We start from the raw sequence: 24,785 nt of genomic DNA, 5'->3' as shown, positions 1-24,785 counted from the left end.
GTCCTGCGCCATAGCGGACCAACCGGCAGCGGCGTGCGGCATCCCCGCCTGCTGCCGTTTGGAGGCAAGCGAATGGCGGGTTCAGGACGGTTCAAGGCGGCGGCGACGCTGGCGCTGGCGGCATTGCTATCGGCATGCGGCGGCCAGGGCGCACGCCCCGAGCTGCCCGCCGCCGGCTTTGTCGGCGCGAAGCAGGCACCGAGCGACGAATACGTCATCGGCCCGCTCGACCAGCTGAGCATCTTCGTCTGGCGCAACCCGGAGCTGACCACCAAGGTGCAGGTCCGCCCGGACGGCCGCATCACCACCCCGCTGATCAACGACATGCCGGCGGTAGGCAAGACGCCCGCGATGCTGGCCGACGACCTGAAGCTCGCGCTCAGCGAGTTCATCAAGGACCCGATCGTATCGGTGATCGTGGAGAACTTCTCCGGCACCTTCGCCCAGCAGGTGCGCGTCGTCGGCGCGACCGAAAAGCCCGCCTCGCTGCCCTATCGTGCCAATATGTCGATCCTCGACGCGATGATCGCGGTGGGGGGGCTCAATGAATTCGCCGCCGGCAATCGCGCCCGCTTGGTCCGCTTCGATCCGCAGACCGGCAAGCAGCAGGAATACAAGTTGCGGCTGTCGGACCTGCTGAAGGGCGGGGACACCTCGGCCAATGTTCGGCTGGAGCCGGGCGACGTGATCATCATCCCGCAGAGCATGTTCTGATGGGCGGCCTGTTCGACGAAATCCGCAGCGCGATCCATGCGGTTTGGATGCGCCGGCTGTTGGCGCTGGCGATCGCCTGGGCCGTGTGCATCGTCGGCTGGGCGGCGGTGTCGCGCATCCCCGACACCTACGAATCCCGTGCACGCGTGCTGGTGGAACTGCGTCAGGTGCTGCCTAGCGACGGCGGGGCGGGCACTGCCGGCCAGCAGCAGGACATCGATCGCATCCGCCAGACGCTGACCAGCGCGGTGAACCTCGAAAAGGTCGTGCGCGGCACCGATCTCGCCAAGACCATCACCAAGCCGGCCGATCTGGGCGCGCGCGTGTCCGGGCTGCAAAAGGCGATCAAGCTCACCGCCCAGCAGGACAATCTGTTCGAAATTGCGGTCACCGGGGCCGATCCCGTAATCTGCCGACAGGTAGTGCAGAAGCTGATCGAGCTGTTCCGCGACAACAAGCTCGCCGACAGCCAGGACGAGAGCAGCCAGTCGCTGGCCTTTCTCGACCAGCAGCTCGCCGAACGGCAGCAGGCGCTGCAGGCCGCCGAGGCCAAGCGCGCCGACTTCCAGTCGCGTTTCCTCGGCAGCCTGCCGGGCACCGGCTCGCTCGACGATCGGATCGGGGCCGCACAGCAGCAACTCGCCCAGATCGAGGGCGATCTTGCCGCCGCGCAGAGCAGCCTCAATGCGGTCAACGCCCAGATGGCGGGCACGCCGGCGAGCGTGGCCGGGCAGGGCGGTATCGCCACCGGCGTCAGCCCGTCGCGGGCACGGCTGGCGGATCTGCAGGCGCAGCTTTCCGAACTGCGCGCGCGTGGCTTTACCGACGCGCACCCGGACGTGATCGCGCTGCGTCAGCAGATCGCGGGTGCGCAGGCAGCGGTCTCGCGGGAGCCCGGCGGCGGTGGCGGCAGCGGTGGCAGCAGCTTCGCCAACCCGCTCTATCTCAGCCTGCGCTCGATGCAGGCGGACAAGGCCGCGACGGTCGCGGCCCTCTCCCAGCGGCGCGCGCAGATCCAGGGCGATCTTTCCGCGCTCGGCGCCAAGCTCGGCCAGGCGCCGCAGGTGGCCGCCGAGCAGGGCCAGATCGACCGCGACTATCAGGTGCTGAAGGATCAATATTCCAAGCTGCTCGCCGATCGCGAACAGCTACGGATCAGCAGCCAGGCGCAGAGCCAGACCGACGCGGTGAAGTTCAGCGTGATCGATCCCCCGACCCAGCCGCGTGCGCCTGCGTCGCCCAACCGGCCGACGCTGCTGACCGCGGTGCTGATCGCGGGGCTCGGCGCGGGCGTGGCGGCGGCGTTCCTGCTGTCCAAGCTGCGCACGACGTTCGACACCGCGACGCGGCTGGAAAAGGCGAGCGGCATGCCGGTGATCGGCTCGATCGGCGAGGTGGTGACGCCGGTGCAGGCTGCGCTGCGCCGCCGCCAGCTGAAGCATTTCCTGGGGGCGGTCGCCGGGTTGGGGGCGGCCTATGCCGCGATCCTGCTCGTCGTGATGCTGCACCATGGCACGGGGGCCTGAGCGATGAACGACCATAGCCCCAAGAGCTTCTACGGGTCGCTGATCCAGCGCGCCGTCGCGATGATGCCGGGCCTTCCCGCCGCGCAGTCCCAGGCGCAGTCCCAACCTGCTGCGCCTGCGCCGGCGCCCGTTCGGTCAAAGCCGGATCGACCGATCGTGCCGATCGATCGCAAGCGCCTGTCCTCGGCCGGCATGCTGGTCCCGGGCGGGCCGATTACCCCGCTGGCGGAGGAGTTCCGCATGGTGAAGCGGCAGCTGCTGCTCACCGCGCGGGCCGTTTCCGGGGTGGACGCCGATCGGGCACGGATTATCCTGGTCTGCTCGGCCCAGCCCAATGAGGGCAAGACCTTCTGCGCGATCAACCTGGCGCTCTCGATGGCGGCCGAGAAGGACGTCGAGATCCTGCTGGTCGACGCCGATTTCGCCAAGCCGGACGTCTCCAAGCGGCTGGGCGTGGGCGAGGGGCCGGGCCTGCTCGACGCCCTCGCCGGCGCGATCGACGTGGAGGACTGTATCGTCGATACCGACGTGCCGCAGCTTGCCATCCTGCCCGCCGGCGCGCGCAGCGTCAGCGATACCGAACTGCTCGCCAGCGACGGCGCCCGCGCGATGCTGGACCGGCTGGCAGCCGCCAATCCGCGCCGCATCGTGATCTTCGATTCGCCCCCGGCGCTGGCGGCGTCGCCCGCCTCGGTGCTGGCGCTGCATGTCGGCCAGACGATGATGGTGGTGCGCGCCGATCGCACCAGCGAGGAGGATCTGCGCGCCGCCATCGCCGCGCTGGACGGGTGCGAGCATATCCAGCTGGTTCTCAACGCGGTGTCGTTCCAGCCCGCCGGGCGTCGCTTCGGCAGCTATTATGCGGAGAGCGGCCGGTGATTCGTGGCGCGATCGTGCTGGCCGTCTGCGCCGCTGCGATCGTGCCCGCGGCCGCCCAGCGCCGCGCGACCGTCACCCCGTACATCGAAGTCAGCCAGGTCGCCCTCGCCGAGCTGAACGGGGGGGAGTCGCTGACCTACACCCAGCTGGGGGCCGGGCTCGACGGCCAGATCCGCACGCGGCGGATGCAGGTGCAGGTCAGCTATCAATATCAGCGCCGCATCGCGGAAAAGGGCAGCCTGCCGGCGGGGGACAGCCATACCGGCCTCGCCCGCGCGCAGGTCAACGCGGCGCGCGGCCTGACGCTGGAGGCCGGCGCGATCGCCACCCGCACGCGCACCGATCCGCGCGGCGATGCGCTCACCGCCAACAACGGGAACGCCCGCAACCAGAGCCAGCTCTACGCGATCACCGCGGGCCCCAAGCTCGACACGCGGATGGGCCCGCTGTTCGTGCAGGCCGCCTATCGCTTCGGCTTCACCACGCTGGACGACGGCACCGCGACCGGCTTCGCCTCCACGCTGCCCAGCATCGACCGCTTTTCCCAATCGACCTCGCACGCGCTCAACGCCAGCGTGGGCGCCAAGCCCGGCGCGGTGCTGCCGATCGGCCTGAGCGCCACCGGCGGCCTGGTGCGGGAGGTGGCGAGCCAGCTCGACCAGCATTTCGCCAGCAGCTCGCTGCGCGGCGACGCGATCGCGCCGATCGGCCGCACCGTCGCACTTGTCGCGGGTGGCGGGTATGAGCGGATCACGGTTGAGCAGCGGGACCCGGTGCGCGATATCCGTACCGGCCTGCCGCTGGTCGATGGCGCCGGGCGGTACATGACCGATCCCGCTTCGCCGCTGCGGCTGGCCTATCGGTTTGACGGGCTGTTCTGGGACGGCGGCGTGGTCTGGCGGCCGAGCCGGCGCACCGCGCTGGAGATCCGGATCGGCCGGCGCTACGGGGCGATGCGCTATACCGGCAGCTTCACCTTCCAGCGGAACAGCGGCAGCGGCATCCAGGTCGCGGTCTATGACACGGTGGAAACCTATGGCCAGCAGGTCGGCAGCAGCCTGGCGGCGCTGCCGGTGGGGTTCGTGACCACCGCGGACCCCTTCGGCGTGCAGGCGGGGGCCTGTATCTACGGCACCAGCGGCGCGGCGGCAGGCGGATGCGTGGCCGGGGCCTTCTCCTCGGCGGCGACGGCGGCCTATCGCGGACGCGGTCTCACCGCCAACGCGGTATGGAGCCGGGGCGGCACCCGGCTGGGGTTCGGCGCCGGGCTGGCCCGCCGCGACTTCCTCACCCCCCTCAGCGGGGCGGCGACCGGCGGCAGCTGGGACGAGAGCCTGTACGCCCAGGCCTTCGCCCAGCTAGCGGCGGGCCGCGACGGCACCGTCGGGCTCAACCTGCTCGCCAGCTATTATGACGGGGACATACCGGGCAGCACCGCCGTGGTCGGCTGGGGCGCCAACACCGCCTACACCCGCCGGCTGGGCGCGCTCGCGCTCACCGCGACCGCGGGCATTTATGGCTCGATGCGCACCGGACCGGACCAGACATCCGCCCAGGCGCTGCTCGGCGCGCGCTATGGCTTCTAAAATGGAGGGAGCGGCGCCGCTCCGGAGACGGAAACGATGATGGACGATCACTACGGACTGAGCGGCCGGCCGTTTCAGCTGACCCCCGATCCGCGATTCTGGTTCGATACCGCGACGCACGGCAAGGCGATGGCCTATCTCGGCTATGGCCTCAGCCAGGGCGAGGGCTTTGTGGTCATCACCGGCGATCCCGGTGCGGGCAAGACCACGCTGATGGGCCATCTGCTCGCCGAGCTGGATGACGATAGGCTGAACGTCGTCAAGATCGTCTCCACCCATCTGCGCGCGGACGACCTGCTCCGATTGGTCGCGCAGGGGCTTGGACTGTCGGGCGACGGCGTGTCCAAGGCAGCACTGCTCTCGGCGATCGAGCAGGGACTGCACGCCATCGCGCGCGCGGCCCGCCGCACGTTGCTGGTGGTTGACGAGGCGCAGGCGCTGCCGGGCGAGAGCCTCGACGAGCTGCGCATGCTCTCCAACTTCCAGGCCGGCGGCTATCCGCTGCTGCAGATCTTCCTGCTCGGCCAGCCCGAGTTCCGCCTGGTACTGCAGCAGCCCGCCTTCGAGCAGCTTCGCCAGCGGGTGATCGCCATGCACCACCTCGCCCCGATGGAGGTGGAGGAGGTGGAAGCCTATCTGCTCCACCGGCTCACCTGCGTCGGCTGGCAGGGCCGCCCGCGCTTCACCGCCGAGGCGCTGGCGACGATGCACCGCTGGTCGGGCGGCATCCCGCGCCGGCTGAACCAGCTGGCCAGCCGGGTGCTGCTCTACGGCGCGGTCGAGCAGATCGAGAATTTCGGCGGTCCCGATGTCGCGGCGGTGATCGAGGACATCGAACAGGAACAGCAGATCGAGCCGGTGGCCGAGCCTGCCGCCGAGCCGGAACCCGCACGCCCGGGCCGGCTTGCCGAACGGCACGCGGCGCAAGCGGCAGCGGGCGACACGCAGGCGCTGGAGCGGCGCGTCGCCGAGCTGGAAGCGCAGGTGGCCAGCCAGGCCGAGGCGCTCCGGCGGGTGCTGTCGCTGCTGGTCGATTGGGCGGAAACCGATGCCGGGCGCAGCAGCATCGACCTCGATCGCCTTCGCGGCAACGTGGCCTGAGCGATGCCGGTGCGCAACGGCCTGTCGGTCGACGTCGAGGACTGGTTCCAGGTCGGCGCCTTCGAGACCACCATCCGACGCGAGGATTGGGACGGGCTGGCGCGCCGCGTCGAGGCCAATACCGATCGGGTGCTGGATCTGTTCGCACAAGGCGGGGTGCAGGGCACCTTCTTTACGCTGGGCTGGGTGGCGGCGCGGCATCCGGCGCTGATCCGCCGCATCGCCGAGGCGGGGCATGAGGTCGCCAGCCATGGCTGGGACCATGCCCGCGTTTTCACGCTGACCCCCAACGGCTTCCGCGAGGATCTCGCCCGCGCGCGCGCCGCGCTGGAGGATGCCGCGGGCGTGGCGGTGAACGGTTATCGCGCGCCGAGTTTCTCGATCGACCGCCGGACTCCCTGGGCGCACGCCGTGCTGGCGGAGGCGGGCTATGCCTATTCCTCCAGCATCGCGCCGATCGCGCATGACCATTATGGCTGGCCCGATGCCGCGCGCGTGCCGTTCCGGCCGCTGCCCGATGCCGGGCTGATCGAGCTGCCGATCACCATCGCGCGGGTGCTCGGCCGCGAGGTGACCGCCGGCGGCGGCTTCTTCCGGCTGCTGCCGCAGGGCGTGACCGATCGTGCGATCCGCGCGGCCAATGCGGGCGGCGAGGCGGGCATCTTCTATTTCCATCCCTGGGAAATCGATCCCGGCCAGCCGCGTGTCCGGAACGCGCCGCTCAAGTCGCGGCTGCGGCACTATGCCCGGCTGGGGGCGATGGCGGGCAAATTGCGAACGCTGATCGCGGCGCATGACTGGGGCCGGGTCGACGCCGTGGCCGCGCACGCGGCGGAGCGGCTGGCATGAGCGTCGCCATCCGGCCCGCCGACCTCTCCGATCTGCGCGAACAGGCCCGCCTGCGTGCCTGGATCGACGCGCAACCGGACGCCACGCCGTTTCACTTGCCCGAATGGAGCATCGCGGTGGCGCGGGGATGCCGGCAGACCAGCCGGTATCTGGTGGCCGAGACGGCCGATGGCGCGATCGCCGGGGTGCTGCCGCTCACCGAAATCGCGTCGCCGCTGTTTGGCCGCGCGCTCGTCTCGGCAGGGTTCGGCGTCGGCGGGGGTATCCTTGCCGGCAGTGCGGCGGTGGTTGCCCCGCTGGCGGAGGCGGCCTGGGATCTCGCCGTCCGGCTCCGCTGCCCCAGTCTGGACCTGCGCGGCGGTCCGAGCCCGGGCGAGGGCTGGCACCGCGATGATACCACCTATGTGGGGTTCGCCCGCGCGCTTGCGGCCGACGATGCGGCGGAGCTGCAGGCCGTGCCCCGCAAGCAGCGGGCCGAACTCCGCAAGGCGCTGGCCGCGGACCTCGCGATCGAGACCGGCAGCGATGCCGCAATGCGCCGGGCGCATCGCGCCGTCTATGGCGAAAGCGTCCGCAACCTCGGCACGCCCGTCTTCCCGGCGACGCTGTTTTCGGCGGTACTGGAGGCCTTCGGGCCGGAGGCGGATATCCTCACTGTGCGGTACCAGGGCGCGGCGGTGGCGAGCGTGCTCAGCCTCTACTGGCGCGGGACCGTCTATCCTTATTGGGGTGGCGGCACCGATGCGGCGCGGGGGCTGCGGGCCAATGACCGGATGTACTTCGCGCTGATGGCGCATGCCCGTGCGCGTGGCTGCACCCGCTTCGATTTCGGCCGCTCCAAGCTCGGCACGGGTGCGGCGGCGTTCAAGAAGAACTGGGGCTTTGTGGCCGAGCCTATGGTCTATTACTCCCGCCATGCCGAGGGCGCCGCGCCGCGCAGCATCAACCCGCTCGATCCCAAATACCGGCTGCAGATCGCGGCGTGGAAGCGGCTGCCGCTCTGGGCGGCGAATCGGGTCGGGCCGATCATCGCGCGGGGGCTCGGCTGATGGGCGAACTCCTGTTTCTGGCTCACCGCATCCCCTATCCACCGGATCGGGGCGACAAGATCCGCGCCTATCATCTGCTGCGCCATCTGGCGCGCGACCACCGCGTTCACCTCATCGGGTTCGCCGATGACGAGGACGACCTGCAGCGCAAGGGCGGGCTCGCCCCCTATACGGCCAGTCGCGAGATTTTCTGGCGGTCGCCGCCCAACGTCCTCACCGGGCTGCGCGCGGTGCTGCAATGCCGGCCGGTGTCGCTGGTCGCCTTCGCCGATGCCGAGATGCGGCAGGCCGTACGTCGCCTGCTGACGGAGCGGCCGATCGAGACGATCTTCGTCTTTTCCAGCCAGATGGCCCAGTATCTGCCGCCCAGGCCGCACCAGCGGGTGATCATGGACTTTGTCGACATGGATTCGGCCAAGTTCGCCGCCTATGCCGAAGCCGGGCGCGGGCCGATGGCTTGGGTGCATCGGCGCGAGGCCGCGCTTCTTCAGGCGCACGAACATCGGGTCGCGTGCGGGGTGGACGCGAGCCTCTTCGTCAGCGATGCCGAGGCGGCGCTGTTTCGCGAGCGCACGGGCGCTCCGCGGGTGCATGCGATCGAGAACGGCATCGACACCGGCCATTATGATCCCGGCCGGCGCTATCCGGCCGTGCTGGGGGAGGGGCCGCTGCTCGTCTTTACCGGGCAGATGGATTATCGGCCCAATATCGACGCGGTGATCTGGTTCGCCGATGCCGTGTTCCCCCGGGTGCGCCGATCGCATCCCACCGCCCGCTTCGCGATCGTCGGGCGCGCGCCTACTCCGGCCGTGCGGGCGCTGGCGCAGCGGCCCGGCATCCTCGTCACCGGCACCGTGCCCGATGTGCGCGACTGGCTTGCCGCCGCCGCGCTTGTCGTGGCGCCGCTCCAGCTGGCGCGCGGCATCCAGAACAAGGTGCTGGAGGGCATGGCGATGGCCAAGGCGGTGGTCGCCTCGCCCGCCGCGGCGGAGGGGATCGACCATGCCGGCACGCTGCGCATCGCAGACGGTGCGGACCTGTTCGGCGATGCCGTGCTGAGCCTGCTGGCGGAGCCCGAGATCGCCGCTGCCCTGGGCGCCGCCGGCCGCGCGCGGGTGATCGCCCGGTACAGCTGGGACGCGCGACTTGCCCCGCTTGACGCGCTGCTGGCCGGGTCGGCATGAGGCGTTGCAGTGCCGGGGTAGCGCGCGGCCGCCATGCTTGGTACCCGCCCGCGACCATGCGGATGAGAAACGGGAACAGGGTGCGGAAGCGCGATCGCGGGAGCCTCGGCTGATGTGCGGTATCGCCGGCCTGTTCCATCCTGGCCTCCCCAAGCCGATCGATCCCGCCCGAATCGTGGCGATGAGCGACGCGCAGGCGCATCGCGGGCCGGACGGCTCGGGCGTGTGGTGCGTGGCCGGCGTGGGCCTTGGCCATCGTCGGCTGGCGATCATCGACCTCGAAGGCGGCGTGCAGCCGATGGCGCTGCCCGACCAGAGCCTTGCCGTCACCTTCAACGGCGAAATCTACAATTTCCGCGAAATCCGCGCCGAGCTGGAGACGCTGGGCGCCCGCTTTCTGACCGACAGCGATACCGAAGTGCTGCTCCATGGCTGGCGCGCCTGGGGGCCGGACCTGCTCGCCCGACTGAACGGCATGTTCGCCTTCGCGCTGTACGACGCCGAGCGGCAGAGCCTGTTCCTCGCACGCGATCGCTTCGGGGTGAAGCCGCTCCATTATGCTGAACTGGCCGACGGGGCGATCGCCTTCGCCTCGGAGCTGAAGAGCTTGCTCGCCCACCCGCTGCTTCGTCGCGCCGCCGATTTCCGCGCGGTGGAGGATTATCTGGGGCTCGGCTATGTGCCCGACGACGCCTGCATCGTCGCGGGCGTGCAGAAACTGCCGGCAGGGCATTTCCTGCTGCTGCAGCGCGGGCGTCCGGTGCCGCAGCCGGTTCGCTGGTGGGACATCGACTTCACGAAGCGTGCGACCGGCAGCAACCGCGATCTCCAGGCCGAACTGATCGAGCGGATGCGCACCGCGGTCCGCTCGCGGATGGTCGCGGACGTGCCGCTGGGCGCGTTCCTCTCCGGCGGGGTCGACAGCTCGGCGGTGGTCGCGCTGATGGCCGAGCGCAGCAAGACGGCGGTGAAGACCTGTACCATCGGCTTCGACGAGGCCGGGCTGGACGAGACCGCCCATGCCGCCAAGGTCGCCGAACGCTTCGCCACCAGCCACCGCACCCGTACCGTCGGGCCCGAGGATTACGGCCTGATCGACACGCTGGTCGCCGCTTTCGACGAACCCTTCGCCGATGCCTCGGCGCTGCCGACCTACCGCGTCTGCCAGCTCGCCCGCGAAAGCGTGACCGTCGCTCTCTCCGGGGACGGGGCGGACGAGGCGCTGGCCGGCTATCGCCGCCATCGCTTCTTCGCGGCGGAAGAGCGGGTGCGCGGTCTGTTCTCGCCCGACCTGCGGACGCGCATGTTCGGGCGGCTGGGGGCGCTCTACCCGAAGGCGGACTGGGCGCCGCGTCCGTTTCGCGCCAAGACGACGCTGCTTGCGCTCGCCGAGGACGGCGCCGAGGCCTATGCCAAGGCCGTCGGCGTCACCACGCCCGCGCTGCGCAACCAGCTCTACAGTGCCACCGCGCGTGCGGCCCTGGACGGGCATCGGGCGGAGGTGCGCTATGTCGAGACGATGCGGGCGGCGCCGGCGCGCGACGCGCTCGACCGCGCGCAATATGCCGATATCCGGCACTGGCTGCCCGGCGACATCCTCACCAAGGTGGACCGCACCAGCATGGCTGTGGGGCTGGAGGCGCGCGAGCCGCTGCTCGACCACCGGCTGGTAGAGTTCGAAGCGTCCCTGCCGCCCTCGCTCCGCCTGCGCGGCGGGCAGGGCAAGTGGCTGATGAAGAAGGCGCTGGAGCCCTGGCTGCCGCGCGAGATCCTGTATCGGCCGAAGATGGGGTTCGTCACCCCGATCAGCGGCTGGTTCCGCCATGCGCTTGCCGACGAGGCCGCGGCCCTGGCGAAGTCGCCGCTCCTTCTCCAGAGCGGCTGGTTCGAACCGCGCACCATCGCTCGGCTCGCCGAGGACCATCGCGCCGGCCGCGCCGAGCATGGCAGGACTTTGTGGCAGCTGGTGATGCTGGAGCGCAGCCTGGCGCGACTGTTCGGCTGAGCTATTCCACCGGCGCCAGCGCCGCCTCCACCGCGCCGGCATAGCTGCTGCCGAACAGCCGCAGGTGCACGAGCAGCGGCCATAGCCGGTAGATCGGCTGCCGCGCCTGCCAGCCGGGCGGCAGCGCCAGCGCGTCGAAGAAGCGGGCCGGCGGCGCGTCGAACAGCGTCAGCATCGCAGCGTCAACCTCGCGGTCGCCATGATAGCAGGCCGGGTCGATCAGCGCGGTGACGCGGCCAGCCGCCACCAGGATGTTGCCGCCCCACAAGTCGCCGTGCAGCAGTGCCGGGGCGGGATTTGCAGGCAAGAGATCGGGCATGCGATCGGCGAGTCGCTCCAGCCGACGCGCGAGGGGCGCAGGCAGATGGGGCAGGTGACAGCGCAGGCGCCTATCGGCCCAGAAGCCCGGCCAGTCGCGGTTCGTCCCGTTGGGGATGGCGACGCGCCCGAAGGCGTAATCGGCGTGCCAGCCATAGCCTTGTCCGGTGGCCGCGTGGAGGGTGCGCAGCGTCGTCGCCAGACTGTCCCAGCTGGTGGCGAGATGGCCGTCATTCGGCATTTCCTCGATCAGCAGCAGGTCTTCGCCGACTCCGAGCACGGCGGGTGCCGGTGCCCCGCTCGCGGCGATGGCGGCGAGCATGTCGGCCTCGACGGAGACCAGTGGCCCCTGCTTGGCGATCGCGCTGCCGCCGTCCGCCAGCCGCAACCGATGGACGGCGGAAAGGTCCCCACCGGAAAGCGCTGCCGCAGCGGAGACGGGCGTGCCCAGCAGCGCTGCGGCGCGGTCGGCGAGGCTGGTCTGCATGGCGCGGCTCCGCTCAGGTGAGGTAGCTATGGACGATCGCGACCAGTTCCTCGGCCGCCTGCACCTTGGGATCGTCCGGCGGGGCATCGGGTTCCAGCATGTGCTCGCGGATATGGTCCTCGATTACCTCGGCGATGAAGCCGTTGAGCGCGCCCCGGCACGCGGTCGCCTGCTGCAGCACGCGCGCGCATTCGGCATCGGCATCCACCGCGCGCTCGATCGCCTCGATCTGGCCGCGCAGCCTTTTCAATCGGTTGAGCAGCTTCTGCTTCTCGCGCGCGACATGGCCCATCGTCGTCCTTCCGTTTCGCTTGCCTGATACCCCCCTAGGGTATAGTGGCGCCGCCGTCGAGTCGGCGATGTCCGCCGGAATTCGGGGTGCAGGTTCATGGTCCACGCCTTTCCCAGGTCGGCCGCCGCTGCGGCCGCGCTGCTCCTTCTGTTGCCGGTTGCGGCACGGGCGCAGGATACGGGAGACCCGCAGCCGCTTGCGGTGCACGGCCAGGCGACGATGGTGGTGCAAGGCGTGGGCGGCTTCGCCGATCCCTATCGTGGGTCCAACAGCCTGGCGCCGAAGCAGGTGCGCGAGACGATCGACGTGACGCTCTATGCCGGGGTGCGGCCCTGGGCGGGCGGCGAGCTGTGGGTGAACCCGGAGATCGACCAGGGCTTCGGCCTGTCCAACACGCTGGGCGTGGCGGGCTTCCCGAGTGCCGAGGCCTACAAGGTCGGCAAGGACGAGCCTTATCTGCGGCTCCAGCGGGCGTTCTTCCGCCAGACGATCGGGTTGGGCGGCGAGTGCAGCGCGGTGGCGCCGGCGATGAACGTGCTGGGCGGGACCCAGACCGCCAACCGGCTGGTGCTGACGCTCGGCAAGTTCGGCGTCGGCGACGTGTTCGACACGAACCGTTATGCGCATGATCCGCGCGGCGATTTCCTCAACTGGTCGGCGGTGGATACGGGCAGCTTCGACTATGCCGCGGACGCCTGGGGCTATACGACCGGGGTGGCTGCCGAATGGTACCAGGGCACCTGGACCTGGCGGGCGGGGCTGTTCAACCTCTCCAAGGTCCCCAACGGCGAGACGCTGGAGCGGGATCTGCGGCAATATCAGGTCGATCTTGAAGTCGAGCATCGCCACCTGCTCGGCGGCCGGCCCGGGGCGATCCGCGTCACCGCCTTCCGCAATCGCGGCCGCTTCGGCCGGTTCGACGATGCGCTGGCGCTCGGCGCGGCGCAGGGCCAGGCGGCGGATACCGCGCTGGTCCGCCAGCGCACCAGCCGGATGGGCGCGGACGTGAATGTCGAGCAGGCGCTAAGCTCGACGCTCGGGCTGTTCGCCCGCGCCGGCTTCGCCGACGGGTCGATCGAGCCCTATGACTTCACCGATATCGATCGTACCGCGCAAATCGGCGCCTCGCTCGGCGGCGCCGGCTGGGGTCGGGCGAACGATCGGATCGGGCTGGTGGGCATCGTCAACGGCATCTCGCGCGCGCATCAGCGCTATCTCGATGCGGGCGGGCTCGGCGTGCTCGTCGGTGACGGACAGCTGCCGCATCCGGGCAGCGAGGCGATCGCCGAGGCCTATTATGACTGGCAGCCGCGCAAGGGCTTCGACGTCACGCTCGATTATCAGTTCATCGCCAATCCCGGCTACAACCGCGATCGCGGCCCGGCCAATGTGCTGGCGCTGCGGCTCCACGGCGGGTTCTGAGGCGCGCTCAGAATACCGGCTGGTTGGCGTCGTCGTCGTCGCTGGTGGGGGTGTGGATGCCGCATTCGGTCTTGTCCCAGCCCCGCCAGCGACCGGCGCGCGGATCCTCGCCGGGCTTGACGATGCTGGTGCAGGGCGCGCAGCCGATCGAGAGATAGCCCTGCGCAACCAGCGGATGCGCCGGCAGCGCGTGTACCTCGAAATAGGCGTCGAGATCGGCCTTGCTCCAGTCCGCCAGCGGATTGATCTTCAGACGCTCGCCGTCGAGCTCGAAGCGGGGCAGCGCGGCGCGGGTGCTCGCCTGGAACGCCTTGCGGCCGGTGATCGTCGCGTCGATGCCGGCAAGGCCCGCGTCCAGCGGCAACACCTTGCGGATCTCGCAGCAGCCGTCCGGGTCATAGGACCAGCGCAGTTCGGTGGCGTCGCGCTTCGCCAGCAGCGCGGGATCGGGGCTGAGATTGCGGAAGTCGGTGAGGCCGAGCCGTTCGACCAGCAGATCGCGATAGGCGAGCGTCTCGGGAAAATGCTTGCCGGTATCGAGGAAGAGGACGGGCACCGAGCGATCGACGCTGGCGACGAGGTGCAGCAGCGCCGCCGATTCGGCCCCGAACGAGGATACGATGGCCGTCTCGCCGGTCAGCTTCTCGGCCAGCACCGCGCGCAGCATCTCCAGCGTGGGAATGCCGGCGAAGCGCGCGTTGAGGCGGAGCGCGTCCGCCTCGGTGAAGCGCGGCGCCACGTCGATCCGGTCGATCTGGCGCGCCGGTTCAGCCATGCCGCAGCTTCCACACCGGCGCGATCGGGTCCGCCGCCGCCTGATAGCGGAAATCGTAGCGATCGAGCGCGGCGGCCAGCGTCGTCTCGTCGATCGGCGCGTCGGGTGCGAAGCTGTCGAAGCCGCAGCGGCGCATCAGCGGGATCTGATCGACCAGCACGTCGCCCTGGGCGCGGAGTTCGCCCGTGTACCCCGCCTCGCGAAGGACGCGGGCCGAGGTGTAGCCGCGGCCGTCGCGGAAGCTCGGAAAGCTCACCTCGATCAGCGCAATCCGATCGAGGTGCGGCAGCAGCCCGCGGACATCCTCCCCGGATTCGATCCGCACCGCGGTGGCGTTCGACTGGCCGAAGAAGCTGTCGAGCGTGACGGCGGGCTCGTCATGCGCCTCGTCGTCGCGGTAGCGCAGGAACTCAACCATAAATGGCCTCCTTGAACGGTGCCATGCCGATGCGGCGATAGGTGTCGACGAAGCGCTCGCCGGGCGTGCGTTCGCGGACATAGACGTCCGTCGCGCGCTCGATCGCGTCGACCACGCCGTCCTCGCTGAAGCCGGGGCCGGTGATGTCGGCCAGGCTGACATCCTCCGCGCCCGATCCGCCGAGCAGCAGCTGGTAATTCTCGGTGCCTTTCCGGTCGACGCCGAGGATGCCGATATGGCCGGCATGATGGTGGCCGCAGGCGTTGATGCAGCCCGAGATCTTGAGCTTGAGCTCGCCCAGGTCGCGCTGGCGGGCCGGATCACCGAAGCGTTCGCTGATCTTCTGCGCGAGTGGGATCGAGCGGGCGTTGGCGAGGCTGCAATAATCGAGGCCCGGGCAGGCGATGATGTCGCTGATCAGGTCGAGATTGGCCTCGGCGAGGCCCGCCTCGCGCAGCGCGGTCCATACGGCGTAGAGATCGGCCTTGCGGACGTGCGGCAGCACGATGTTCTGGGCATGAGTCACCCGCAACTCGTCGAAGCTGTAGCGCTCGGCGAGATCGGCCATCGCGTCGATCTGGTCGGCCGAGGCGTCGCCGGGAATGCCGCCGATCGGCTTGAGGCTGATCGTGACCACCGCATAGCCCGGCGCCTTGTGGGCATGGACGTTCTGGTCGAGCCACACCGCGAAATCGGGGTCGCTGCGGTCCACGGTATCGACGGCGCCTGCCTCGAAGGCAGGCGGCGCGAAATGCGCGGCGATGCGGTCGAATTCGGCCTGGGGCGGATCGATGCCCAGCGCTTTCACCGCCTGGAACTCCTCTTCCACCTGGCGGGCATATTCTTCTGCGCCAAGGGCATGGATGAGGATCTTGATGCGCGCCTTGTAGATATTGTCGCGCCGGCCGTGGCGATTGTAGACGCGCAGGCACGCCTCCAGATAGCTGACGAAATCGGCGAAGGGCACGAAGTCCTTGATCAGATGCGCGATCATCGGCGTGCGGCCCATGCCGCCGCCGGCATGGATGCGCGCGCCGAGATCGCCCGCGTCGTTACGCACGATCTGGATGCCGATGTCGTGCAGCCGCATCGCCGCGCGATCGGTGTCGCTGGCGATGACCGCGATCTTGAACTTGCGCGGAAGGTAGCTGAATTCGGGGTGGAAGGTGCTCCACTGGCGGAGTAGTTCGGCCCAGGGGCGCGGATCGGTGACCTCGTCGGCGGCCGCACCGGCGAACTGGTCCGAGCTGATGTTGCGGATGCAGTTGCCGCTGGTCTGGATGGCGTGCATCTCCACCGTCGCCAGCTCGGCGAGGATGTCGGGCGCGTCCTCCAGCTTGATCCAGTTGTACTGGAGGTTCTGGCGGGTGGTGAAATGGCCATAGCCGCGATCATATTTGCGCGCGATGTGGGCGAGCATGTGCATCTGCCGGCTGTCGAGCGTGCCATAGGGCACCGCCACGCGCAGCATATAGGCATGGAGCTGCAGGTAGAGGCCGTTCATCAGCCGCAGCGGCTTGAACTGGTCCTCGGTCAGATGGCCGGCGAGGCGGCGCTGGACCTGATCGCGGAATTCCTCGACGCGTGCGGCGACGATGGAAGCGTCATATTCGTCGTACTTGTACATGGCTCAGATCACCCAGCTTCCGGCCTGCGGGTCGGCGGGCTTGAGGGTCAGGTCCGCGCGGACGGTGGGGCCGAGCGCGCGGATGCGGTCCTTGATGTGCGCAGGGCGCGGCCCTTCGGGGGTCGCCTCGGCGTCGATCACATAGGGCACGTTGACGCGGCGCGCGGCGACTTCGGTCGCGGCGATCAGGTCGCCCTTGTCGCCCACGTCGACCGCCTCGGCGACATGGCGCGACCAGCCTTCGCCGGTCCACCAGACCACGTCGCCGGTGGGAAGATCGTTTCCTGTCAACAGCTTCATGCCTGTTCTTCCCCCAAAATCTCGGCCGTGCGCGCCCAGCGGGACAACCGATCCTGCGCATCGGCCAGCAGCACCACTTCGCCCACGACGATGATCGCCGGGCTCTTCACGTCCTCCTGCTCGACCATCGGGCCCAGGTCCGCGAGCAGCGTGCGCAGCGCGCGGTGGCCTTCCAGCGTGGCGCGTTCCAGCACCGCGACGGGCATGTCGGGTGCGACGCCATCGGCCATCAGCTTGTCGGCGATCGCCGAGGCGGTAGCGACGCCCATGTAGATCACCAGCGTGCGGCCCTTGCCGGCGAGACCCGACCAGTCCTGGTCGGTCAGCCCCTTGCATTGGCCGGCGACGAAGCTGACCGCGCTCGACCAGTCGCGATGGGTGAGCGGCAGCATCGCCTCGGCGGCAGCACCCAGTGCGGCGGAAACGCCGGGGATCACTTCCACGGGCAGCCCGGCCGCGCGCACGGCTTCCACTTCCTCGCCGCCGCGGCCGAAGATGAACGGGTCGCCGCCCTTGAGGCGAACGACGACCGCGCCGGTTTTCACATGCGCGACGATCAGCGCGTTGATCGACTCCTGCGGCAGCGTGTGCTTGGAACGGCGCTTGGCGACCGAGATGCGGTGTGCCTGGGGCGCAAGATCGAGCACGCGATCGTCGACCAGCCCGTCATGCACCAGCACGTCGCAGATCTTCAGTGCCTCGACGGCACGAATGGTGAGGAGGCCGGGGTCACCAGGACCGGCGCCGACGAGGATCACGCGGCCGCGCGATAGGGGATCGAGTAGCGATGCCATGGTGCCGCACATGGCCCGATGCCGGCGGCGGAGCAATGGAGGATCGTTTGGCCTAGGGGTAGGGAAACTATGGGCGATCAGCCCTTGGCGTGCCAGTCGCCCGATTTGCCGCCGGTCTTGGCCAGCAGGCGGATGTCGCCAAGCACCATGCTCTTATCCAGCGCCTTGGCCATGTCGTACAGCGTCAGCAGCGTCACCGACACCGCGGTGAGCGCCTCCATTTCCACGCCCGTCTTGCCTTCGGTCGCGGCGGTCGCCGTGGCGGTGACGCCGCTGTCGTCGAGATCCAGCTCGATCGCGACACGGGTGAGGGGCAGGGGATGGCAGAGCGGAATCAGCTCGGACGTCTTCTTCGCCGCCATGATGCCGGCGATGCGCGCGGTGGCGAGCACGTCGCCCTTCTTCACGCTGCCGTCGCGGATCGCGGTAGCAGCCTGTGCCGACATGGTGATGCGGCCCCGCGCCACCGCCTCGCGCACGGTGACCGCCTTCCCGCCGACATCGACCATGTGCGCCGCGCCGGTCTCGTCGAGATGGGTAAGGCCGCTCATCCGACCAGCGCGCGCGTCGCTGCCTCCACGTCGGTCTGCCGCATCAGCGACTCGCCGATCAGGAAGCAGCGGATGTCGTGCTCGGCCATCGCATCCAGGTCGGCGCGGCTGTTGAGGCCGGATTCCGCGACGAACGTGCAGTCCTTCGGCGCGTGGCGAACGAGGTCGTACGTCTTCTGCACATCGACCTCGAAGGTCTTGAGATTGCGGTTGTTAACCCCGATAAGTCGGGACTTGAGCTTAAGCGCGCGCTCCAGCTCCTCGGCATCGTGGACCTCGACCAGCGCGTCCATGCCCTGTTCGATCGCCGCTGCCTCGATCTCGGCCATCTGCCCGTCGTCGAGCGCCGAGACGATGATCAGGATCGCGTCGGCGCCCATCGCGCGCGATTCCTCGACCTGCCAAGGGTCGATCAGGAAGTCCTTGCGGATCACCGGCAGGTCGCAGGCGGCGCGGGCGGCGACCAGATAGTCCTCATCGCCCTGGAAATAGTCCCGGTCGGTCAGCACCGAGAGGCAGGCCGCTCCCCCGGCGGCATAGGCACGGGCATGGGCGGGGGGATCGAAATCGGCGCGGATCAGCCCCTTGGAGGGGCTCGCCTTCTTGATCTCGGCGATCAGGCCATAGCTGCCGGCCGCGGCGCGCGCATCGAGCGCCGCCTTGAACCCGCGCGGCGCGCTGGGCGTGGACCAAGCGCGGGGGGCCGCCTTGCGGGCGGCGACTTCGGTGCGCTTGGTGGCGATGATCGTGTCGAGAATGGTACTCATGCGAAGGCGATCCAGCAGTCGAGAAGGGCGTTGGCAAGCCCGTTGTCGAGCATTTCGGCGGCTTCCTCTACCCCGTCCCGTAGGTCATCGGCGCGGCCTGCGACCATCAGCGCCGCGGCCGCGTTGAGCAGCACCGCGTCGCGATAGGCGCCGGGCTCGCCCTGCAGTAGGCGGCGCAGCGCGAGGGCATTGTAGGCGGGATCGCCGCCGCGGATGGCGGAGAGCGGATGACGGGACAGGCCGGCATCCTCGGGGGTGATGCGGGTCGGCAGCTTGGCGCGACCGACATTGACAACCACGCTCGCCGTCTCGGTCGAAAGCTCGTCGAGCGAGTCCTCGCCGGAGACGATTGCGGCAGCGTCGACACCGAGCTGCTCCAGCGCCTCGGCATAGACCGGCGCATAATCGGGGCGGGCGATGCCGATCAGCTGGTGACGGACATGGGCGGGGTTCGCCAGCGGGCCCATCAGGTTGAAGATGGTACGCCGCCCGATGCGCCGCCGAATGGGGGCGATGCGGCCGAGCGAGGGATGATGGTGCTGGGCGAAGAGGAAGGCGATGCCGATCTCGTGCAGGCTCTCCTCGGCCCGCGCGGCGGCGCGATCAAGGTTGAGCCCCAGTGCCTCCAGCGTATCCGCCGCACCCGCCTTGGACGAGGCGGCGCGATTGCCGTGCTTCGCCACCGGCACGCCCGCAGCGGCCACGACGAGGCTGACCGCCGTCGAGACGTTGAGGGTGTGGTGGCCGTCACCGCCGGTGCCACACACGTCGATCGCACCCTCGGGGGCGGTGACCGGGATCAGCCGGGCACGGAGCGCGCGGGCAGCCTCGGCGATTTCGATGCTGGTCTCGCCGCGATCGGACAGGGCGATCAGGAACGCCTCGATCTCCGCCTCGGGCGCGGTGCCGTCGAGGATATCGGCAAAGGCCTGCGCGGCGGTTTCGCGGGCAAGCGGCGAGGACGGATCGGGAAGCAGGCTGAGGCTGGTCACGCCGCCTCTATTCCGGGGCGCGGCCAGCCTGTCGAGCAAATCCTGCTTGGGCGCCCTCAGTTGCTCTTTTTCGGGCGGGTATAGGGCACGAATTCACCCAGCGAGAGGAAGCCCCGCGGGAAGAAGGAGTTGCGGTCGATCAGCCGAACGATGTCGATGCTGCACAGCTGCGCGCCGAAGGTGTTGGTCACCAGGATCGAATTGCCGTCGAGCTGGTCCGCGCCGCCGCGCGGCTCGTTCACGTAGAGCGTGTTGCCTACCGTGTAGACGATCGCCTTGCCGTCGACGACCTGGCTGGAGCCGGTCATGCTCAAGCTGATGCAATCGACCGGCTTGCCCGCCACGCGGCCCGCGAGCAGCTTGGCCAGCCGCTCGTCCGGCGTGGGGCGGTGGCGCTGGGCGTTGGCGACGGGTGCGGCGAGCAGCGCGGCACCGGCGAGCAGGGTGGCGAGGATCGTCTTCATGGGCCTTATCCTTGCAAAGCTGCGATGAACCGGTGCTGAAGAAGGTCAGGCGGTTGCCTTCGCCTCGATACCGGCCAAGCGCAGGAAGTTGGCGAGCATGGCGTGGCCATGTTCGGTGGCGATACTCTCGGGATGGAACTGCACGCTGTGGATCGGCAGCGACGCATGGCGGAAGCCCATCACTGATCCGTCCTCGGCGGTGGCGTTCACCACCAGGCTCTCGGGAATGTCGGTGACGATCAGGGAATGATAGCGCGTCGCGGTGAAGGGCGAGGGCAGATCGGCGAACAGCCCGGTGCCGTCGTGGGAGACCGGCGAGGTCTTGCCGTGCATCAGCCCGCCGCGGACCACCTTGCCGCCGAAATGCTGGCCGATCGACTGGTGCCCGAGGCACACGCCGAGCAGCGGCTTGCCGAGTTCGGCGCAGGCGGCGACCAGATCCAGGCTGATCCCCGCCTCGTTCGGCGTGCAGGGGCCGGGCGAGATCAGAAAGCCCTGCGCATTGCTGGCGATCGCGTCGTTCGCGGTCAGCGCGTCATTGCGGACCACCTGCACCTCGACGCCGAGATCCATCAGATAGTGGACGAGGTTCCAGGTGAAGCTGTCGTAATTGTCGAGAACGAGGATCATGGCGCAGACCTAGGGGCTCGCGCGCGGTTGCACAATCCGGCCTTGCGGTCGCCACAGTGCATCGGCAACCCGGGCGATGCAGGGACGTTGCCCGAATTCAGGAGTATCCGATGCTTAGCCGCTTGATGATTGCCACCGCCCTGCTCGCCGCCCCGGCCTTTGCGCAGACCCAGGACCAGACCGCCGCCGAGGGGCCTCCCAAGCGGGTGCGCAGCATCCTGCTCTATGGCGAGGAAAGCTGCCCCAAGCCGGCCGATCCGGACGAGATCGTCGTATGCTCGAATGCCGGCGACTCGCCCTATCGCATTCCCAAGCGCTTCCGCGACCAGCCCAAGCAGGATGCGCCCTCGACCAGCTGGACCCGCCGCATGGAGGTGGTGGAGCAGGTGAACAGCCGCGGTATGCCCAACAGCTGCTCGCCGGTGGGGACCGGCGGCCAGACCGGCTGCACCCGGCAGATGCTCCAGCAATGGTATCAGGACAAGCTCGACCGGGAAGTGAAGGCGTCGCGGGTTCCCTGATCGGAGCGATCGGCGGGCCGGCCTATTGGCCGAAGCCCGCCTCGCCTGCACGTGCGATTGCCTCGCGCGCGGCGGCGAACAGCGCGCCGGACTTCGCTTCGCATTCGCGCTGCTCATAGGCCGGGTCCGAATCGGCCACGATGCCGGCGCCCGCCTGGACGTGCATCACCCCGTCCTTCACCAGCGCGGTGCGCAGCACGATGCACGAGTCCATCGACCCGTCGGGTGAGAAATAGCCGACGCCGCCGGCATAGGGGCCGCGCGTTTCGGCCTCCAGCTCCGCGATGATCTCGCAGGCACGCACCTTCGGCGCACCGCTGACCGTGCCGGCAGGGAAGCCGGCGAACAGCGCATCAATGGCGTCCGCATCGCTGCGCAGCTGCCCCACCACGTTCGACACGATGTGCATCACGTGGCTGTAGAACTCCACCGTATAGCTGTCCGTCACCTTGACGCTGCCGGGTGCCGCGGCGCGGCCCACATCGTTGCGGCCCAGGTCGAGCAGCATCAGGTGCTCGGCGCGTTCCTTGGGATCGGCGAGGAGGGAGGTGCGGTTGGCCTCGTCCTCGGCGGCGGTGCGGCCGCGGGGCCGGGTGCCGGCGATCGGGCGGATGGTGATCTCGCCGTCGCGGGCACGGACGAGGATTTCCGGGCTCGACCCGGTGAGCGCGAAGCCCGGCAGATCGAGATGATAGAGGAAGGGCGAGGGGTTGATCCGCCGCAGCGCGCGGTACAGCTCGAACGGCGGCAGCGGGAACGGCGCGGTGAAGCGCTGCGCCAGCACCACCTGGAAGATGTCGCCTGCGGTGATGTACTCCTTCGCCGCGGCGACCATCTCGCCGTAGCGGCCTTCCGGCAGCACGGGGGTCGGCTGAAGTTCGATCGGATCGGCGCGGACCGGCGCGGGCAGCTTGGCGCTGGCGAGCTGTGCGGCAACGGCATCGATCCGCTCGGCCGCAGCCTGGGGATCGGCGCCCGGCCAGACGGGGGCGACGATGAACAACGTGTCGGCCAGGCGATCGAAGACGAGCAGCACGGTCGGACGGACGAAGATCATGTCCGGCACGCCGACCGGGCTCTGCGGCGGGCGCGGCAGTTTCTCGACCAGGCCCACCGTCTCATAGCTGAAATAGCCGACAAGGCAGGCCAGCGCGCGGGGGAGGACCGGCGGCACCTCCATCCGGCAGTCGGCGACCAGGCCGCGCAGCGCCGTCAGCGGATCGACGTCGAGCGTTCGGAAGGCGTCCCGATCGATCAGCCAGTCGCGGTTCAGCTCGCAGGCGGCGCCGGTTGCGCGGAACACCAGATCGGGGGCGAGCCCGACCAGGCTGTGGCGCCCGCGGACCGAGCCGCCTTCCACCGACTCCAGCAGGAAGTCGCCCCGGCCGGGCTCGATCAGCTTCAGCGCGGCGGCGACCGGGGTCTCGGTATCCGCGACCTGCTGGCGCCAGACCAGCGCGGGGCGGCCCGCTGCGAGTGCGGCGCGGGCGGCGTCGAGGCCCTGGATCACTGGCCGCCGGCGCCCTGGCGCTGCAGATCGGCCCGCAGCCGGGCGATCGCCGCTTCGTTGCGACGGACCTTGAGCGCGCTGACGACCGACGCGGCGAACTGGTTCTCATATTCCTGCGCGCTCAGCTGGCCGAGAGCCTGGGTGATCGACTGCAGGATCTGCGGGCCCTGCGGATCGGCCGCCGGATTGCCGGCCTGGATCGTGTCGACATAGACGACGTAATAGCCGGCGCGGTTGGGTGCCTCGACAAGGCGGGCGGTCTTGGCCGGCATGTCGAACGCCATCTGGATGAAGTTCTCCTTGCCGCGCAGTTCGCTCCGCTTGAAGTCGAACGGCTTGGGCGGCGCGCCCTTGGTGGCGCCCACTTCGGTCAGTGCCTGCGCCATCGGCACGCCCTTCTGCAGCTTGGGCAGCATCGCGGTGGCGGCGGTGCGCGCCTTGGCGAGTGCCTGGTCGAGCAGATAGTCGGCCTTCACCTTGTCGGTGATCTGGGCGAGCGGGCGGGGGGCCGCCGGCACGATCTTGTCCAGCGAGACGAGCGCGAAGCCGCCGTCCTGGCCGACGGGGATCACCTGGGGCTCGTCGCCGGCCTGTTCGAAGCCGAAACCGGCCTTCATGATCGCCGCGGTCGTGGCGTCGGGCTGGGCGTCGGCCTGGTCCGGGTTGGTGCCGGCGGCGGTCAGCGCCGAGGTGCTGGCGATGCTGAGCTTCGCCTTGGCGGCGGCCTCCTCGAAGGTGGCGCCGTCGCCGACGCCATCCTCGATCGACTGGCGCAGATCGGCCATCAGGGCGGCGAGCTTGCGCTTGCTTACTTCGTCGACCAGCTCGGTACGGACCTGGTCCAGGCTGCGCGCGGCGATATTCTCGACCTTGCTCACGCGGTAGACGAACCAGGCGCCGCCGAGCTGCACCGGACCCTGCAGGCCGGTGGCGGGGGCGGCGAAGGCGGCATCGGCGAACGGCGCGGAAACCTGCTTGGCGATCCCGGCCTTGTCGGCCGCGTCGATGGTGCGGGCCTCCAGGCCCGCGGCCTTGGCGGCGGCGGCGAGGTCACCGCCCTTGGCAGCCGCTGCGACCTTGGCCGCGACGGACTGGCTGATCGCCTGGACCAGCTGCAGCCCGCGCTTCTCACTGGCGGCGTATTTGGCGGCGTCCTTCTTGTAGGCAGCGGCGATCTCGGCCTCGGTCGGGGTGGCCTGGGCCTTCAACGTCTCGGGCTGGGCAAGGGCGAAGCGGACGATGCGGCGCTCCGGCACCATGTAGCGGCTGCGGTTCTGCGCATAATAGCCGGCAAGCGTATTGGCGTCTGGCGCGGGGCCGGGATCCATCGCCAGCGACTGGACGAAGCCGACGATGCCGGTGCGGCGCTCGAGCAGTGTCGCGACATAGGGGGTGACCACGCCGGCCGGGGCAGGGGCCGGGAGCGCGACGGGGCCGACCAGCCACACCGCGTAGCGCTGCGTCGTCATGCTGTCGCGGAACTGGGCCGGATTGATCCGGTTCTGGGCGAGCAGCGACTCGAAGGTTTCCTGGCTGAACTTGCCGTCCATGCCGGCGAACTGCGAATTGTTCGCGATCTCGCTGTCGATCAGCTTCTTGCCGACAGCCATGCCGTTCTGGTTGGCGAAGGCATGGAGCGCCGCCTGTTTGATCGTGTCGTTCAGCGCGGCCTCGAACCCGCCCTGCGCCAGCAGTTGCGCCATCGTCAGCGGCTGGCGCTGGGCCTGGGCGTTGCGGAGGATGCGGTCGATCCGGTCGCGCACCTCGCGCTCGGTCACGTCCTGACCGCCCACCGTCGCCAGCGTGCCGCTGTTCGCCCCACTGATCCCCTGGCGCATGCCGGTGACGTCACTCGCCGCAAAGGCGATCGCGAGCAGGCCCAGGAAGATGAAGACGATGATCAGGCCGTAGCGCGACTTGGTGAAGTTCCGGAAGGCGTTGAGCATGGAGAGCCGTTCGTTCGAGGAATTTGGGCCACGCTTTAGGGCGGTGTCCGTCCACCTTCAAGCTTGTGCCGCGCCGCG

General features: G+C 69.5%; 25 protein-coding genes. 11 read left to right on the top strand and 14 right to left on the bottom strand.

Annotated elements, in window-relative coordinates; translation table 11 throughout:
- Positions 1 to 72 precede the first annotated feature (72 nt).
- The 9 genes from KK7_RS0102055 (at position 73) to KK7_RS0102015 (ending at position 10,893) form a co-directional block, all read left to right on the top strand.
- Positions 73 to 714 (top strand): XrtA/PEP-CTERM system exopolysaccharide export protein, encoded by a 642-nt coding sequence (locus KK7_RS0102055; protein WP_010542986.1) that lies wholly within the window; start codon positions 73 to 75, stop codon positions 712 to 714.
- A complete protein-coding gene (locus KK7_RS0102050; RefSeq protein WP_010542985.1) occupies positions 714 to 2,240 on the top strand; it encodes an XrtA system polysaccharide chain length determinant in 1,527 nt (508 codons plus the stop codon). Before KK7_RS0102055 ends, KK7_RS0102050 begins: the two co-directional genes overlap by 1 nt.
- Positions 2,241 to 2,243: 3 nt before the next feature.
- Positions 2,244 to 3,119 carry an AAA family ATPase gene (locus KK7_RS0102045; RefSeq protein ID WP_010542984.1) on the top strand — a complete coding sequence of 292 codons (876 nt, stop codon included), beginning with the start codon at positions 2,244 to 2,246 and terminating at the stop codon, positions 3,117 to 3,119.
- Positions 3,116 to 4,705: a porin family protein gene (locus KK7_RS0102040; protein WP_010542983.1), complete on the top strand. Its 1,590-nt coding sequence runs from the start codon at positions 3,116 to 3,118 to the stop codon at positions 4,703 to 4,705. Before KK7_RS0102045 ends, KK7_RS0102040 begins: the two co-directional genes overlap by 4 nt.
- A gap of 36 nt (positions 4,706 to 4,741) precedes the next feature.
- Entirely contained in the window at positions 4,742 to 5,806 is a 1,065-nt protein-coding gene (locus KK7_RS0102035) for an AAA family ATPase (protein ID WP_010542982.1), read from the top strand.
- A gap of 3 nt (positions 5,807 to 5,809) precedes the next feature.
- Positions 5,810 to 6,655, top strand: a complete 846-nt coding sequence (locus KK7_RS0102030) for an XrtA system polysaccharide deacetylase (RefSeq protein ID WP_010542981.1) — start codon at positions 5,810 to 5,812, stop codon at positions 6,653 to 6,655.
- The gene (locus KK7_RS0102025; protein WP_010542980.1) at positions 6,652 to 7,704 is read left to right on the top strand and encodes a FemAB family XrtA/PEP-CTERM system-associated protein; all 1,053 of its coding nucleotides are present in this window, start codon (positions 6,652 to 6,654) and stop codon (positions 7,702 to 7,704) included. Before KK7_RS0102030 ends, KK7_RS0102025 begins: the two co-directional genes overlap by 4 nt.
- Positions 7,704 to 8,888 carry a TIGR03087 family PEP-CTERM/XrtA system glycosyltransferase gene (locus KK7_RS0102020; RefSeq protein ID WP_029622650.1) on the top strand — a complete coding sequence of 395 codons (1,185 nt, stop codon included), beginning with the start codon at positions 7,704 to 7,706 and terminating at the stop codon, positions 8,886 to 8,888. The genes KK7_RS0102025 and KK7_RS0102020 overlap by 1 nt, the downstream gene beginning before the upstream one ends.
- A gap of 112 nt (positions 8,889 to 9,000) precedes the next feature.
- Positions 9,001 to 10,893 carry an XrtA/PEP-CTERM system amidotransferase gene (locus tag KK7_RS0102015; RefSeq protein ID WP_010542978.1) on the top strand — a complete coding sequence of 631 codons (1,893 nt, stop codon included), beginning with the start codon at positions 9,001 to 9,003 and terminating at the stop codon, positions 10,891 to 10,893.
- 1 nt (position 10,894) lies between these two features.
- Here KK7_RS0102015 and KK7_RS0102010 read toward each other — a convergent pair whose 3' ends face one another.
- Both KK7_RS0102010 and KK7_RS0102005 read right to left on the bottom strand, forming a co-directional pair.
- Complete coding sequence (locus tag KK7_RS0102010) at positions 10,895 to 11,698, bottom strand: fructosamine kinase family protein (RefSeq protein ID WP_010542977.1); 804 nt, start codon at positions 11,696 to 11,698, stop codon at positions 10,895 to 10,897.
- Positions 11,699 to 11,711: 13 nt separating this feature from the next.
- Positions 11,712 to 11,990, bottom strand: a complete 279-nt coding sequence (locus KK7_RS0102005) for a metal/formaldehyde-sensitive transcriptional repressor (protein WP_010542976.1) — start codon at positions 11,988 to 11,990, stop codon at positions 11,712 to 11,714.
- 96 nt (positions 11,991 to 12,086) lie between these two features.
- On the opposite strand from KK7_RS0102005, the gene KK7_RS0102000 reads away from it, so the two are divergent.
- Complete coding sequence (locus KK7_RS0102000; RefSeq protein WP_010542975.1) at positions 12,087 to 13,412, top strand: carbohydrate porin; 1,326 nt, start codon at positions 12,087 to 12,089, stop codon at positions 13,410 to 13,412.
- A gap of 7 nt (positions 13,413 to 13,419) precedes the next feature.
- Here KK7_RS0102000 and KK7_RS0101995 read toward each other — a convergent pair whose 3' ends face one another.
- The 10 genes from KK7_RS0101995 to KK7_RS0101950 form a co-directional block, all read right to left on the bottom strand.
- Entirely contained in the window at positions 13,420 to 14,187 is a 768-nt protein-coding gene (locus KK7_RS0101995) for a phosphoadenylyl-sulfate reductase (protein WP_010542974.1), read from the bottom strand.
- Positions 14,180 to 14,605: a DUF934 domain-containing protein gene (locus KK7_RS0101990; RefSeq protein WP_010542973.1), complete on the bottom strand. Its 426-nt coding sequence runs from the start codon at positions 14,603 to 14,605 to the stop codon at positions 14,180 to 14,182. The genes KK7_RS0101995 and KK7_RS0101990 overlap by 8 nt, the downstream gene beginning before the upstream one ends.
- Positions 14,598 to 16,232, bottom strand: coding sequence for a nitrite/sulfite reductase (locus KK7_RS0101985; protein ID WP_010542972.1), 1,635 nt, complete (start codon positions 16,230 to 16,232; stop codon positions 14,598 to 14,600). Before KK7_RS0101985 ends, KK7_RS0101990 begins: the two co-directional genes overlap by 8 nt.
- Positions 16,233 to 16,235: 3 nt before the next feature.
- Positions 16,236 to 16,532, bottom strand: coding sequence for a DUF2849 domain-containing protein (locus KK7_RS0101980; protein WP_010542971.1), 297 nt, complete (start codon positions 16,530 to 16,532; stop codon positions 16,236 to 16,238).
- Complete coding sequence (cobA, locus tag KK7_RS0101975) at positions 16,529 to 17,326, bottom strand: uroporphyrinogen-III C-methyltransferase (RefSeq protein ID WP_029622648.1); 798 nt, start codon at positions 17,324 to 17,326, stop codon at positions 16,529 to 16,531. The genes KK7_RS0101980 and cobA overlap by 4 nt, the downstream gene beginning before the upstream one ends.
- A gap of 77 nt (positions 17,327 to 17,403) precedes the next feature.
- Positions 17,404 to 17,877, bottom strand: coding sequence for a cyclic pyranopterin monophosphate synthase MoaC (moaC, locus tag KK7_RS0101970; protein ID WP_010542969.1), 474 nt, complete (start codon positions 17,875 to 17,877; stop codon positions 17,404 to 17,406).
- Positions 17,874 to 18,644 (bottom strand): indole-3-glycerol phosphate synthase TrpC, encoded by a 771-nt coding sequence (gene trpC, locus KK7_RS0101965; protein ID WP_010542968.1) that lies wholly within the window; start codon positions 18,642 to 18,644, stop codon positions 17,874 to 17,876. The genes moaC and trpC overlap by 4 nt, the downstream gene beginning before the upstream one ends.
- Positions 18,641 to 19,636 (bottom strand): anthranilate phosphoribosyltransferase, encoded by a 996-nt coding sequence (gene trpD, locus KK7_RS0101960; RefSeq protein ID WP_010542967.1) that lies wholly within the window; start codon positions 19,634 to 19,636, stop codon positions 18,641 to 18,643. The genes trpC and trpD overlap by 4 nt, the downstream gene beginning before the upstream one ends.
- Before the next feature lie 56 nt (positions 19,637 to 19,692).
- The gene (locus KK7_RS0101955) at positions 19,693 to 20,100 is read right to left on the bottom strand and encodes a hypothetical protein (RefSeq protein WP_010542966.1); all 408 of its coding nucleotides are present in this window, start codon (positions 20,098 to 20,100) and stop codon (positions 19,693 to 19,695) included.
- Positions 20,101 to 20,145: 45 nt separating this feature from the next.
- The gene (locus tag KK7_RS0101950) at positions 20,146 to 20,730 is read right to left on the bottom strand and encodes an anthranilate synthase component II (protein ID WP_010542965.1); all 585 of its coding nucleotides are present in this window, start codon (positions 20,728 to 20,730) and stop codon (positions 20,146 to 20,148) included.
- Between the two features lie 110 nt (positions 20,731 to 20,840).
- Here KK7_RS0101950 and KK7_RS0101945 point away from each other — a divergent pair, with 110 nt between their 5' ends.
- The gene (locus KK7_RS0101945) at positions 20,841 to 21,251 is read left to right on the top strand and encodes a hypothetical protein (RefSeq protein ID WP_029622646.1); all 411 of its coding nucleotides are present in this window, start codon (positions 20,841 to 20,843) and stop codon (positions 21,249 to 21,251) included.
- Between the two features lie 22 nt (positions 21,252 to 21,273).
- Here KK7_RS0101945 and KK7_RS0101940 read toward each other — a convergent pair whose 3' ends face one another.
- Positions 21,274 to 22,761, bottom strand: a complete 1,488-nt coding sequence (locus KK7_RS0101940) for an anthranilate synthase component I (RefSeq protein WP_010542963.1) — start codon at positions 22,759 to 22,761, stop codon at positions 21,274 to 21,276.
- A complete protein-coding gene (locus KK7_RS0101935; protein WP_010542962.1) occupies positions 22,758 to 24,707 on the bottom strand; it encodes a peptidylprolyl isomerase in 1,950 nt (649 codons plus the stop codon). Before KK7_RS0101935 ends, KK7_RS0101940 begins: the two co-directional genes overlap by 4 nt.
- Positions 24,708 to 24,785: the final 78 nt, after the last annotated feature.

Source organism: Sphingomonas elodea ATCC 31461 (genome assembly GCF_000226955.1).
Classification (GTDB): Bacteria; Pseudomonadota; Alphaproteobacteria; order Sphingomonadales; family Sphingomonadaceae; genus Sphingomonas; species Sphingomonas elodea.
Note: the sequence above shows the minus strand (reverse complement) of the source record. Positions and strands in the feature narration are given on the sequence as shown.